Annotated in this window: 14 protein-coding genes; 7 read left to right on the forward strand and 7 right to left on the reverse strand. The window is 66.8% G+C overall.

Going from position 1 to position 12,710, the window contains the following annotated elements; all coding sequences use genetic code 11:
• Positions 1-23 precede the first annotated feature (23 nt).
• Both PPZ50_RS01765 and PPZ50_RS01770 read left to right on the forward strand, forming a co-directional pair.
• Complete coding sequence (locus PPZ50_RS01765) at positions 24-773, forward strand: electron transfer flavoprotein subunit beta/FixA family protein (protein WP_066692222.1); 750 nt, start codon at positions 24-26, stop codon at positions 771-773.
• A complete protein-coding gene (locus PPZ50_RS01770) occupies positions 770-1,699 on the forward strand; it encodes an electron transfer flavoprotein subunit alpha/FixB family protein (protein WP_066692224.1) in 930 nt (309 codons plus the stop codon). The genes PPZ50_RS01765 and PPZ50_RS01770 overlap by 4 nt, the downstream gene beginning before the upstream one ends.
• A 167-nt stretch (positions 1,700-1,866) precedes the next feature.
• On the opposite strand, the gene PPZ50_RS01775 is transcribed toward PPZ50_RS01770, so the two are convergent.
• Positions 1,867-2,394 (reverse strand): hypothetical protein, encoded by a 528-nt coding sequence (locus PPZ50_RS01775; RefSeq protein ID WP_126014991.1) that lies wholly within the window; start codon positions 2,392-2,394, stop codon positions 1,867-1,869.
• An 80-nt stretch (positions 2,395-2,474) separates the two neighbouring features.
• On the opposite strand from PPZ50_RS01775, the gene PPZ50_RS01780 reads away from it, so the two are divergent.
• Positions 2,475-3,707, forward strand: a complete 1,233-nt coding sequence (locus PPZ50_RS01780; protein ID WP_066692229.1) for a dipeptidase — start codon at positions 2,475-2,477, stop codon at positions 3,705-3,707.
• Here PPZ50_RS01780 and nhaA read toward each other — a convergent pair.
• From nhaA to mnmA, 4 genes are all read right to left on the reverse strand, one after another.
• Positions 3,694-4,884 carry a Na+/H+ antiporter NhaA gene (nhaA, locus tag PPZ50_RS01785; RefSeq protein ID WP_066692232.1) on the reverse strand — a complete coding sequence of 397 codons (1,191 nt, stop codon included), beginning with the start codon at positions 4,882-4,884 and terminating at the stop codon, positions 3,694-3,696. The genes PPZ50_RS01780 and nhaA overlap by 14 nt on opposite strands.
• Before the next feature lie 155 nt (positions 4,885-5,039).
• Positions 5,040-5,858, reverse strand: coding sequence for a 2,3,4,5-tetrahydropyridine-2,6-dicarboxylate N-succinyltransferase (gene dapD, locus PPZ50_RS01790; protein ID WP_066692234.1), 819 nt, complete (start codon positions 5,856-5,858; stop codon positions 5,040-5,042).
• A complete protein-coding gene (locus PPZ50_RS01795) occupies positions 5,855-6,517 on the reverse strand; it encodes a pyrimidine 5'-nucleotidase (RefSeq protein ID WP_066692236.1) in 663 nt (220 codons plus the stop codon). Before PPZ50_RS01795 ends, dapD begins: the two co-directional genes overlap by 4 nt.
• Before the next feature lie 185 nt (positions 6,518-6,702).
• Positions 6,703-7,797, reverse strand: a complete 1,095-nt coding sequence (gene mnmA / locus PPZ50_RS01800; RefSeq protein WP_066692238.1) for a tRNA 2-thiouridine(34) synthase MnmA — start codon at positions 7,795-7,797, stop codon at positions 6,703-6,705.
• A gap of 113 nt (positions 7,798-7,910) precedes the next feature.
• Here mnmA and PPZ50_RS01805 point away from each other — a divergent pair, with 113 nt between their 5' ends.
• From PPZ50_RS01805 to PPZ50_RS01815, 3 genes are all read left to right on the forward strand, one after another.
• Positions 7,911-8,180, forward strand: coding sequence for a hypothetical protein (locus PPZ50_RS01805; RefSeq protein ID WP_198158589.1), 270 nt, complete (start codon positions 7,911-7,913; stop codon positions 8,178-8,180).
• Between the two features lie 98 nt (positions 8,181-8,278).
• Positions 8,279-8,581 carry a CtrA inhibitor SciP gene (gene sciP / locus PPZ50_RS01810; protein WP_066692240.1) on the forward strand — a complete coding sequence of 101 codons (303 nt, stop codon included), beginning with the start codon at positions 8,279-8,281 and terminating at the stop codon, positions 8,579-8,581.
• 108 nt (positions 8,582-8,689) lie between these two features.
• Positions 8,690-8,941: a GlsB/YeaQ/YmgE family stress response membrane protein gene (locus tag PPZ50_RS01815; protein WP_066692242.1), complete on the forward strand. Its 252-nt coding sequence runs from the start codon at positions 8,690-8,692 to the stop codon at positions 8,939-8,941.
• A gap of 61 nt (positions 8,942-9,002) precedes the next feature.
• Here the strand turns inward: PPZ50_RS01815 and PPZ50_RS01820 are convergent, their stop codons facing one another.
• Together PPZ50_RS01820 and msrA are read right to left on the reverse strand one after the other, a co-directional pair.
• Positions 9,003-10,988 (reverse strand): GAF domain-containing protein, encoded by a 1,986-nt coding sequence (locus tag PPZ50_RS01820; protein ID WP_272815695.1) that lies wholly within the window; start codon positions 10,986-10,988, stop codon positions 9,003-9,005.
• A gap of 109 nt (positions 10,989-11,097) precedes the next feature.
• Complete coding sequence (gene msrA / locus PPZ50_RS01825) at positions 11,098-11,640, reverse strand: peptide-methionine (S)-S-oxide reductase MsrA (RefSeq protein ID WP_066692247.1); 543 nt, start codon at positions 11,638-11,640, stop codon at positions 11,098-11,100.
• Positions 11,641-11,704: 64 nt separating this feature from the next.
• Here msrA and galE point away from each other — a divergent pair, with 64 nt between their 5' ends.
• Positions 11,705-12,700, forward strand: a complete 996-nt coding sequence (gene galE, locus PPZ50_RS01830) for a UDP-glucose 4-epimerase GalE (protein WP_066692249.1) — start codon at positions 11,705-11,707, stop codon at positions 12,698-12,700.
• Positions 12,701-12,710 lie beyond the last annotated feature (10 nt).

Raw genomic sequence — 12,710 nt, forward strand, 5'->3', positions numbered from 1 at the left:
AAACGTTTTGAGAGGGAGTGCTCATGAAGGTGCTGGTGCCGGTCAAGCGTGTGCTTGATTACAATGTGAAGCCCCGCGTGAAGGCGGACGGGTCGGGTGTCGACCTGGCCAACGTCAAGATGAGCATGAACCCGTTCGACGAGATCGCGGTCGAGGAAGCGATCCGCCTGAAGGAAAAGGGCGTGGCGACCGAGATCGTCGTCGTTTCGATCGGCGAACAGAAGGCGCAGGATACGCTGCGCACCGCGCTGGCGATGGGCGCCGACCGCGCGATCCTCATCACCAGCGAGACCAAGGTCGAGCCGCTGGGCGTCGCCAAGCTGCTCAAAGCCGTGATCGACGAGGAAGCGCCGCAGCTAATCATCCTCGGCAAGCAAGCGATCGATGACGACAACAACCAGACCGGCCAGATGCTGGCCGCGCTGACCGGCTATCCGCAGGGTACTTTCGCCAGCAAGGTCGAGGTCGCGGGCGACAAGGTCAACGTGACCCGCGAAGTCGATGGCGGGCTGGAGACGGTCGCGCTCACCCTGCCGGCGATCGTCACCACCGACCTGCGCCTCAACGAACCGCGCTACGCGTCGCTGCCCAACATCATGAAGGCCAAGTCGAAGCCGCTGGCGGCCAAGACCGCCGCCGATCTGGGCGTGGACGTCGCGCCGCGCCTGACGACCGTGAAGGTCGAGGAACCGGCCAAGCGCCAGGCGGGCGTGAAGGTCGCCGATGTCGACGAACTGGTCGGTAAGCTCAAGACGCTGGGAGTGGTCGCATGAAGACGCTGGTTTGGGTCGAACATGACGGGCAGTCGGTCAAGGACGCAACCTATGCCACCGTCACCGCCGCTGCGAAGCTGGGCGAGGTCGAACTGCTCGTCGCGGGTCAGGGCGTCGATGGCGTGGCACAGGCCGCCGCGCAGATTGTGGGCGTCACCAAGGTGCTGGTCGCCGACGATGCCGCCTATGCCCATAACCTCGCCGAAAACGTCGCGCCGCTGGTCGTCGAGTTGATGGGCAGCCATGACGCCTTCCTGGCGCCGGCCACCACCACCGGCAAGAACATCGCGCCGCGCGTCGCCGCGCTGCTCGACGTGATGCAGATCAGCGAGATCCTCTCGGTCGAGGGGCCGGACAGCTTCACCCGCCCGATCTATGCCGGCAACGCGATCGCGACGGTCAAGACCAGCGATCCCAAGCTGGTGCTGACGGTGCGCGGCACCGCGTTCGACAAGGCGGCAGCGACCGGTGGATCGGCCACGGTCGAAGCGGTCGCCTCGACCGGCGACAAGGGCGTGTCGAGCTTCGTCGGCGCCGAGATCGCCGCATCGGAACGCCCCGAGCTGACCAGCGCCAAGATCATCGTGTCGGGGGGTCGTGCGCTCGGATCGGAAGAGCAGTTCCACGCGCTGATCGATCCGCTCGCCGACAAGCTGAACGCCGCCGTCGGCGCTTCGCGTGCGGCCGTCGATGCCGGCTATGCGCCGAACGACTATCAGGTCGGTCAGACCGGCAAGATCGTCGCGCCGGAAGTCTATATCGCGGTCGGCATTTCCGGCGCGATCCAGCATCTGGCGGGCATGAAGGACAGCAAGGTCATCGTCGCGATCAACAAGGACGAGGACGCGCCGATCTTCCAGGTTGCCGATGTCGGGCTGGTGGGTGACCTGTTCAACGTGGTGCCGGAGCTAACCGCCAAGCTTTGAGCGAAGCAGCGCAAGCTGCTGACCGGTGCGCAAGGGGCAATGCCCCAAGCGCACAAGGCGGCGACGGCCGGCGTCGCCATAGCGACGACCGACGACGCGGGATTCACTCCCGCGTCACCCCCGGAGGCGAAGATCCTCCCCGGCACGGGGAGGATCTTCGAGCCCCCCTACTTCGCCGCTACGGCCGCTACCGGCAACGGCACCGCCGGATCGAGCGGGATCGCCACGCGCTTCGCCCGCTCCTTCTTCGACGGGCCGCCCTTGATCCCGCGCACGATGTCGCCGACCAGCTTGCCGACATCCTTGTATTCGTCCGGTTCCTCACAGCAGCTGCCCGGGTCGATCAACTTGCCGATCGCGCGAATGGCAAAGGTGCCGCCACCGAAAATATCGACGCCGGTGGTGCAGCCCTGCGACAGGGTGGCACATGGGCTGTCGGCCGCCAGCTCCGCACCCCGCCCATCGGCATAAGGATTGGATGCGAGCGGACGGTCGGGGGGCGCGCGTTCCGATGGCAGCGGCAGACGCGGCTCGCGCACGCCCTCCCCGCAAACCAGGATTTCGTCGTCCTGCGAATTGCGCCGCTGCGACGCGCAGGGATCGACCAGGATCGAGATTCGCTCGGGCGGGCCTGGCAGCGGGACGGCGGGCGTCGCGGCCTGTCCCAGCAGCAACAGCATGGCGTACATCGGCACGTCTCCCATATCCCCGGCGCATGGCCGATGCCATGCGTAGCACTTGTCCGGCCTACGCGCGACGGATTAGCGTGGGATCCATGATCCTGCCGCTCCTGCTCCTCGCCGCCGCACAGGCCCCCGCCCCTTCCGCACAGGACCGCGCACGGGCCGAACGGGTGCTGGAACGCGCGCCGATCATCGACGGGCATAACGACTTGCCGTGGGGCATTCGCGAACATCATCACGCGGCGGTCGAATCGGTCGACCTGACCAGCGATACGAGCAAGATCGATCCGCCGCTGCAGACCGACCTCGCCCGCCTGAAGCGTGGACATGTCGGCGGGCAATTCTGGTCGGTCTGGATCCCGGCAACGACGACAGGTCCGCAGGCGGTCGAGACGACGATCGAGCAGATCGACATCGTCCGCCGGATGATCGGCGCCAATCCGACCCGGATGGCGCTGGCTCGCGATGCGGCGGACATGGCGCGCATCGCCAGGAGCGGCCGCGTCGCCTCGCTGATCGGCGTGGAGGGCGGGCACCAGATCGACGGGCGGCTGTCGGTGCTGCGGCAATATTACAATCTCGGCGTGCGCTACATGACGCTGACGCATACCAAGAGCGTCGGCTGGGCCGATGCGTCGACCGATACGCCGCAGGCCAACGGCCTGACCCCGTTCGGTCGGCAGGTGGTGCACGAGATGAACCGGCTGGGGATGCTGATCGACGTCGCACACGTGTCCGATGCGACGATGGCGGCGGCGCTGGCCGAATCGAAGGCACCGGTGATCGCGTCGCACTCCAACGCCCGCGCGCTCGCCGACCGGCCACGCAACATTCCCGACGATCTGCTGCGGGCGATCGGCGCGAAGGGCGGGGTGGTGATGGTCAATGCCTATCCCGCCTTCCTGTCGGCGGAGTGGAACGCATGGGACAATCGCCGCGGCGCCTTTGCCAAGGCACAGGGGCTGCCGGGCAACCTGTATGGTGCGCAGGCACCGGCAGCGGTAAAGGCTTGGGAAGCCGCCAACCCCGCTCCGCGCGTGACGGCGGCAACGATGGCCGACCATGTCGAACATATCGCGAAGGGCGCCGGTCGCGCGTCGGTCGGCATCGGCGGCGACTATGACGGTATTTCCGGCACTGGTCCCGAAGGCATGGGCGGGGTCGACGGCTATCCGCTGCTGTTCGCCGAACTGGCGCGGCGCGGGTGGAGCGATGCCGACCTCGCGGCGCTGGCGCAAGGCAACGTGTTGCGCGTGCTGGGTCAGGCCGAAGCGGTGGCGAAGGCGATGGCCGGGCAGCGCCCGGTCGACGCTACCTACCCCTGACCGGCGCGAGGCGGAGGAGCGTCGCGCCGAGCAGCGCGGACAGCAGCGACCCGGCCAATACCCCGATCTTCACCTGATCGATGGCCGCCGCGTCATCGGCAAAGGCCAGCCCGCCGATGAACAGGCTCATGGTGAAGCCGATCCCGGCCAGCGCGGCGACGCCCCAGAGCTGCATCCAGTTCGCATCGCCCGGCCGGCACGACAGCCCGCTGCGCACCGCCAGCCAAATCGCGCCCAGCACACCGACCTGCTTGCCAACGAACAGCCCGACCGCGACCGCCAGCGGCAGCGGCGCCCACAGGATCGACAGCGGCACGCCGGTCACCGCGACCCCGGCATTGACGAAGCCGAACAGCGGCACCACGCCGAACGCGACCCAGGGATGGATGGCATGTTCCAGCCGGTGCAGCGGCGAATCGATCGCCTCCGGTGCGCCCGGCGTCGGCTTGACCGGGATCGTCATCGCCGCCAGCACCCCGGCAACCGTCGCGTGGATGCCCGACAGGAACACGAAGTACCACAAGGGTACGGCCAGCAGCAGATAAGGTGCCAGACGCATCACCCCCGCCCGGTTGAGCGCGACCAGCATCGCCAGCACCAGCACCGCACCGCCCAGCGCCGTCAGGTCGAGATCGCTGGTATAGCCGAGCGCGATGATCGCCACCGCCCCCATATCGTCGACGATGGCGAGCGTCGTCAGGAACAGCTTCAGCGCCGCCGGTACCCGCTTGCCCAGCAACGCCATGACGCCCACAGCAAAGGCGATGTCCGTTGCTGCCGGGATCGCCCAACCCTGCGCGAGACCCGGCGTCGACCGCGCGACCAGCAGGTACAACATCGCCGGGACGCCCATGCCGGCGATCGCCGCAATCACCGGCAGGCGGCGTTGCTCCCACGTGGCGAGCCGCCCGTCGACCAGCTCGCGCTTGATCTCTAAACCGACCAGCAGAAAGAACAACGCCATCGCCGCGTCGTTGACCCACAAATGCAGCGTCATCGGCCCATGCCGGTCGCTCAACACCGGCCCGGTCACGATATGCAGCGCGTGGAAATAGGCGGTGTCGATGCCGGGCAGATTGGCAAGCAGCAGTGCCAGCGCCGAGGCGAGCATCAGGACGATACCGCCCGACGCTTCGCCATGGAGAAAGCTGCGGATCATGGAACGGGGGCGGGTCATGGTGTCGGCCTACCAGTTCCTCTCCAGTACGGGGAGGGGGACCACGCCCAGAGGGCGGGGTGGAGGGGGGTACTCACAAAACGCAACGGTGGTGGACGAGGACACCCCCCTCCACCAGCTTCGCTGGTCCCCCTCCCCGTGCCGAGGAGGATATATTAGTCGCGCAGCAGGTCGTTGATGCTGGTCTTCGAGCGGGTCTGGGCATCGACCCGCTTGACGATTACCGCGCAGTACAGCGCCGGCTTGCCGTCGCCGCCACCGATCGATCCGGGCACGACCACCGCATAAGGCGGCACTTCGCCCCGGAACACTTCGCCGGTCGCCCGGTCGATGATCTTGGTGGACGCGCCGAGATAGACGCCCATCGACAGCACGGCACCCTCACCGACGCGGACACCCTCCGCCACCTCGGCCCGCGCGCCGATGAAGGCGCCGTCGCCGATGATGACCGGATCGGCCTGCAGCGGCTCCAGCACACCGCCGATGCCCGCACCGCCCGACAGGTGGACGTTCTTGCCGATCTGCGCGCAGCTGCCCACGGTCGCCCAGGTGTCGACCATCGTGCCTTCGCCGACATAGGCGCCGATATTGACGAAGCTCGGCATCAGGATCGCGCCCTTGCCGATGAAGGCGCCGCGCCGCACGATGCTGCCCGGCACCGCACGGAACCCGGCGTCGCGGAAGCGATGCTCGCCCCATCCGGTGAACTTGCCCGGCACCTTGTCGAACCAGTTGGTGCCGCCCGGGCCGTCCATGATCTGGTTGTCGTTCAGGCGGAACGACAGCAGCACCGCCTTTTTCAGCCACTGGTTAACCTGCCAGCCGTCCCCGACCGGTTCGGCCACCCGCGCCTCACCCGAATCGAGCAGCGCCAGCGCAGCGTCGACGGCGACGCGGACCTCGCCCTGGGTATGGACGGTCAGTTCGGCACGGTTTTCCCAGGCGGCGTCGATCTGGGCGGCAAGGTCGGTCATGATTCCTCCACGAAGCGTAGCCACGCGACGATGTCGTGCGTGATGTAATCGATATGGTCGCGTGCCGTCCCCGGCCCCTGTTCGGACCCGTTGTCGACCCACACGGTGGTCATTCCCGCCGCCTTGGCCGGTACGAGATTGCGGGCCATGTCCTCAGCGAACAAGGCGGTCGTCGGGTCGATCTCCCATGCCGCGCACAGCCCTTCATAGGCGCTGACATGCGGCTTGGGATGATAGGCGGTGGCATGGATATCGTGGATGCCGGCGAAACTGTCCGACAGGCCGAGCTTCGCCAGGACGCGGCCGGCATAGGCCGCGTCGCCATTGGTGAAGACCAGCTTGCGTCCCGGCAGCGCTGCCAACAGGCGCGGCAGGTCGGGATCGGGCACCAGCGGCGACAGGTCGATATCGTGGACGAAATCGAGGAAATGGTGCGGATCTACCGCCTGTTCGGCCATCAGCCCCGACAGCGAGGTGCCGTGATTGTGGAAATGCAGCTTCTGTACCCGACGGGCTTCTTCCGCATCGCAGCCGAGCAGGTCGCAGATATAGTGCCCCATGCGCGCCTCGATCTCGGCGAACAGATTGGACGACGCCGGATAGAGCGTATTGTCCAGATCGAAGATCCAGTCGCGGACATGGGCTAGCGCGGGCAGCATCGGGTCGGGGCTGTAAGGGGACGAAGCGCAAGCGGCAAGCCGATCCTCCCCATATCATGGGGAGGGGGACCATGCGCAGCATGGTGGAGGGGGTAGGCCGCGCAAGGCAACCTCGCCGCATGCCGCCAGCCCCCTCCACCACCGCTTCGCGGCGGTCCCCCTCCCCGCAAAGCGGGGAGGATCCTTCAGGCCGCCTCGGTCCCTTCGATCCAGCCGCCGCCCAGCACGCGGTCACCGGCATAGAGCACCGCCGCCTGTCCCGGCGCGACGCCATATTCGGGCGCGTCGAACACCAGCCGTTCGCCCGCCAGCCGCGCCGGCACCGGCTTGGCCATCGATCGTACCTTGGCGGTCAGCGGTCCGGCATGGTCGCCGCCGATCCAGTTGATGTCGGAGAGCCGCGCCGCGCCGACCGCCAGCGCGCTGCGCGGGCCGACGACCAGCCGCTTCGTCGCGGGTTCGAGGCGTACGACATAGAGCGGTTCGGCCAGCCCGCCGATCTCGAGGCCGCGCCGCTGCCCGACGGTATAGCCGACCAGTCCGCCATGGCGGCCCAGCACCCGCCCTTCCAGATCGACGATCTCGCCACCGTCCTTCGCCTCGGGCCGCAATTTGCGCACCAGCCCGGCATAATCGCCATCGGGGACGAAGCAGATGTCCTGGCTGTCGGGCTTTCCGGCGACGCCCAGCCCCAGTTCGGCGGCGATCTCGCGCACCCTTGCCTTGGGCATCGCGCCCAGCGGGAAACGCAGGAAGTCGAGCTGGGCCTGCGTCGTCGCGAACAGGAAATAGCTCTGGTCGCGCGCCGTATCGATCGCACGGTGCAATTCGGCCCCGGCCGGCCCCATCACCCGCCGGATATAATGGCCGGTCGCAAGGCAATCGGCACCCAGGTCGCGGGCCAGCGCGAACAGGTCGGTGAATTTCGGCCCCATATTGCACTTCACGCAAGGGATCGGCGTGCGCCCGGCCAGATAGGCATCGGCGAAATCGTCGATCACCGTCTCGCGAAAGCTGCTTTCATGGTCGAAGACATAATGGGCGATGCCGAGCCTGTCGCACACCACACGCGCATCGCGAATGTCGCGCCCGGCGCAGCATGATCCGGCACGTCCTACCGCCGCGCCATGATCGTAGAGCTGCAGCGTGACGCCGATCGTCTCCGCCCCGGTCGCATGGGCGAGTGCGGCGACCACCGAACTGTCCACGCCGCCCGACATCGCCACGACGATGCGGCGCGCCGAAACGGGCGCATCCAGTTGAAATTCACCAAGGTCCATGGCCCGCCAGATAGGCGCTTCGCGCGTCGGTTGCAAAAATGCGGTGCCATTTACCGGACCTTCAACGTTGTCGAGGTAACACCATCCCCTAAGTCCTGTTGCTGGAAGAACATTTGGATCTGAGTTTCGCCCGTTTCGACCGTGGTTCCACGGTCACCACCCTGCCGACGGAGCTGGCCGTGTTGCTGGCGGCTGCGACCGGGCGGCAGGCGGCGACGCCGACGGCGCGACTGCAGACCCGACTGGCATGGAACCGCGCGCCGGTGTCCCTGCTCAATCCGGCGGACGGGGCGTTCAACGGGTGGACTGCCGCCCTGCTGAGGGCATGTGTCGTACCGGAACACCGGCCCGTCGCGAAGGGATGGCACGATGCGAACGGATGAAGACGATGTTTACCTAGCCGTTTTAGCCGATGTTCAACCGCGTTCGCGTATGACCGCGCAAGAAGGTTTGAGGGGGCGACCCCGGCTCGAGGTCCAGTATGATTGAGAACCACAAAATCCGTCCGGCAAAAGTGATCGGTCCGCTCGGCGAACCGCTGACGATCGATTCGCTGCCGCCGCCCGATACGACCCGCTGGGTCGTGCGACGCAAGGCGGAAGTGGTCGCAGCGGTCAATGGCGGCCTGCTGAGCGTCGACGACGTGTGCCAGCGCTACAACCTGTCGGCGGAGGAATTCGCCAGCTGGCAGCGCGCGGTCGACCGGTCGGGGATGCCGGGCCTGCGCGTGACGCGGATCCAGCACTACAAGTCCCTGTATGAGCGGCAGCAGCGCAAATATTGAGCCTATCAGTTAAAACGGAGGCGGAACAAGCCGGACGTTTGTGAGTCTTTCCCTCAGTACTCCCGGTACGAAATTGCCGGGTTGCAGGCAGCAATGGAGGGACGTCACATGGGTATCATCATCTGGCTGGTTGTTGGTGGCATCGTCGGCTGGCTCGCCAGCATCATCATGCGGACCGATGCGCAGCAGGGCATCATCCTGAACGTCGTCGTCGGCATCGTCGGTGCCGTGATCGCCGGTTTCGTGACCGGTGCGAACATCAACAACGGCATCACCGTGATGAGCTTCCTGTATTCGCTGGTCGGCGCGATCGTGCTGCTGGCAATCGTGAACCTCGTGCGTCGCGGTTCGGTGCGCTAAGCACCTGCCGTAACGGTACAGGATACGGGCCGTCCCTGTCGGGGCGGCCCGTTTTCGTTGGTCAGCCGCCGACCAGATCGGCAAGATTGGCGCGCATCGACACGCGGACGCCCGCCGGATCGTAACAGATTTCACTGTCCCCCGTTCCCGCCAGGCCCAGCCGCAACAGCTTCGACCCGAACCCCCGGCGGGCCGGTTGCTGCACCGACGGGCCACCGCATTCCCGCCACGTCATGCTCAGCTGATCGTCGGCCACCTGCCAGTCGAGCAGCACCGACCCTTCGACGGTCGACAGCGCGCCATATTTGACCGCGTTGGTGCCCAGTTCGTGCAGCATCAACGCCAGCGCCAGCGCCGCCCGGGCGCCGAGCGCCACGTCGGGACCGGTCAGCGTAATGCGGTCGTCGCAGCCGAACACCGCCATTACCTGTCCGATGGTCGTCGCCATGTCGGCACCAACCCAGTTGCGTTCGACCAGCACGTCATGCGCCACGCCCAGCGCCTGCAACCGGCGTTCGAACGCGTCGAGCGGCGCGCGGTCGACCGACCCGCGCAGCGTCTGCGAGGCGATCGCCTGCACCATCGACAGGGTGTTCTTCAGCCGGTGAGCGAGTTCTTGGATCAGCAGATTCTGCCGCGCTTCCGATTCGACCTGCGCCATGCCGACCTCGACCCGGTCGGCCACCTTGCGCAGGAACACGATTTCCTCCCCGGTCCATTGGCGCGGACCGGTCATGCAGACGAGGAATGCGGAAACGATTCGTCCGTCGCGGCGCACCGGTACGATGACGAACGCGCCGATGCCGCGCGCGATCAGCGCATCGGCATGCCCCGCCGTCCGACGATCGTGCTGGACATCCGCGACCACTATCGCGTCGCCCCGTCCGATATCGCCCGCCAGTTCACCGAAGGTGTCGAGCGCCTGTCGCCCCGTTAGCGACGCGCCGCCGGTCACGGTCCAGTCGGGACCGATTTCCACCTGCGTCAGACCGGCGTCGATCCGGCCGAACCCGGCACAGCTGACGTCCAGCGCCTGCCCGATCAGCGCCGACGCCGCCCGCGCGACATCGGCGACATCGTGGCAGTCGCGCAGCAGGTCGCCGAGCTGGATCAGCGCGGACTGGCGGCCATCCGCTGCGCGTTCGGCGGTGATGTCGCGCAGGATCGCGCCGAACCGGTCGCCCTCGATGCGGAAACAATGGCCGCGGAACCAGCGGCGCAGATGGGGGATGTGGTGGACGAAACCGATCGGCACGCCGTCCGACAGCATGCCGTGCAATTCGTCGGCCCAGTGCGCGGGGGCAGCCGGATCGAGCCGCCGTCCGGTCAGTGCCAGCATCCGTTCGCGGTCCACGCCCGACAGCGCGAACCACGCCGGATTGGCGTCGACGAACTGCCAATCGACCACCTGCCCGTCCGGGTCGCGGATCGCCTCGCCCAATGCAAAGCCGTCGCTGATATTTTCGAACAGTCGCTGCCAGCGTTGCTCGTTGCCGCTCAGCGCCGCCTCGGTCTCGGCGATGCGGCGCAGGGTTTCGTCGCGTTCGGCGAGCAGCCGTCGCAGTTCGAGCGTGGTTACCGCCTGCCGCGCGAGCCGCAGCAGCATGTCGCGCTGGGTGTTGCTCAACCCTTGGGGACGGGCGACGACATCGATCACGCACAGCGTCCCGACCGGAACCCCTTCGGCAATGCGCAGCGGCACGCCGGCATAGAAGCGGATATGCGGTTCCCCTGTCACGATCCCGCTGTTGCAGGTACGCGGATCGGTCGAGAGGTCGGGAATGACGAGGATGTCTTCGACATCGAGCGCGTGGGTGCAGATCGCATCGCCCAGCGACGTGCCGCACAGATCGGTGCCGACCGCCGCCACGAACCATTGCTGGTCCGCCGCGAGCAGGGTGACCAGCGCCACCGGCGCTTCGCAGATTTCGGCGGCAAGCCGGGCAAGGTCGTCCTGCCCGCCATCGCCAATCGCCTCGATCAGCCGATAGTCGCGGATCGCGGCGAACCGCCGGTCCGATCCGGTCGTATCGATCGTCGCCCCCATGTCTCGTCGCCCCTGTGGCCGGGATCGGGATAGCAATTTACCCGAAACGACACAAGGGCCGCGCAGTCTTGGCACGGCCCTTGCAAACTTATGATAACCGAGTGGCGGTTCAAGCCGATTCGGCCGCCTTGCTCCGCGCGGCGAAACTCTTGCGCAGCTTTTGCAGCTTGGGCGGGATCACCGCCAGGCAATAGGGATTACGCTGGCCTTCGCCGTCCCAATATTCCTGATGATAATCCTCGGCCGGATACCAGGTGGCGAGCGGTTCGATGGTCGTGACGATCGTGCCACGCCCTTCGCCCGCGCGCTCGATCCCGGCACGCGCCGCCGCTTCCTGTTCCGGCGAATGGGGGAAGATCGCCGAGCGATACTGGGTGCCGACGTCGTTGCCCTGCCGGTTCAGCTGCGTCGGATCATGCGTCGCGAAGAAAATGTCGAGCAGATCGTCGTAACCGATGACGGCCGGGTCATAGGTGATGCGGATAGCCTCGGCATGGCCGGTGTCGCCACCGCACACCTGCTTGTAGGTCGGATGCTCAACCGTGCCGCCGATATAGCCGCTTTCGACCTGCTCCACGCCGATCACGTCGCGAAACACCGCCTCGGTGCACCAGAAACATCCGCCGGCGAAGGTCGCCTGTTCGGTAGCCATTGCGTAATCTCCTTTGGTCGCAGAGATAGGCGCGCATCACGGCGACGCAATCGGGGGTACGGTAATGGGCAAGGTTCTGGTCACGGGCGGTGCGGGCTATATCGGCAGCCATGCGGTGCTGGCGCTGCTCGACGCGGGCCATGAGGTGGTGGTGGTCGACAACCTCGTCACGGGCTTCGACTGGGCGGTCGATCCGCGCGCGACATTGGTCGTGGCCGATATCAGCGACGACGTGGCGGTGCGCGCGGCGATGCGCGACCATGACGTCCATGCCATCCTGCACTTCGCCGGATCGGTGGTGGTGCCGGAGTCGGTCGAGAACCCGCTAAAATATTATCGCAACAACACCGCCGCCTCGCGCAGCCTGATCGAGAGCGCGGTGGGCGAGGGGGTGAAGCACTTCATCTTCTCCTCGACCGCCGCGACCTACGGCATACCCGAAGTCGTGCCCGTGCGCGAGGACAGCCCGAAACAGCCGATCAATCCGTACGGCATGTCGAAGCTGATGACCGAGATCATGCTGGCCGACGTCGCCGCCGCGCATCCGATCAACTATGCGGCACTGCGTTACTTCAACGTAGCGGGCGCCGATCCGCAGGGGCGCAGCGGCCAGTCGACGGCGGGTGCGACCCATCTCATCAAGGTCGCGGTCGAGGCGGCGACCGGCAAGCGCGGCCATGTGGGCGTCTATGGCACCGATTTCGCGACCCCCGACGGGACCGGCGTGCGCGACTATATCCACGTCACCGACTTGGCCGATGCCCATGTCCATGCACTCGACCTGCTGATGGCCGATCCGGCGAAGAGCCACACGATGAACGCGGGCTATGGCCGCGGTTATTCGGTGCTCGAAGTGCTCGACGCGGTCGACCGGGTGACGAACATGACGATCGACCGCCGGCTGGAAGGCCGCCGCGCCGGCGATCCCGACGCGCTGGTCGCCGACAACAGCACGATCCTCGCCACCCTGCCATGGCGGCCGCAGCATGCCGATCTCGACCAGATCGTGCGCGACGCGCTGGCGTGGGAGCGCAAGTTGGCGGAGCGGAGCGGCCAATAGCCGAGGCGTG

Origin of the sequence: Sphingomonas hankookensis (assembly GCF_028551275.1) — a bacterium.
Taxonomy (GTDB): Bacteria; Pseudomonadota; Alphaproteobacteria; order Sphingomonadales; family Sphingomonadaceae; genus Sphingomonas; species Sphingomonas hankookensis_A.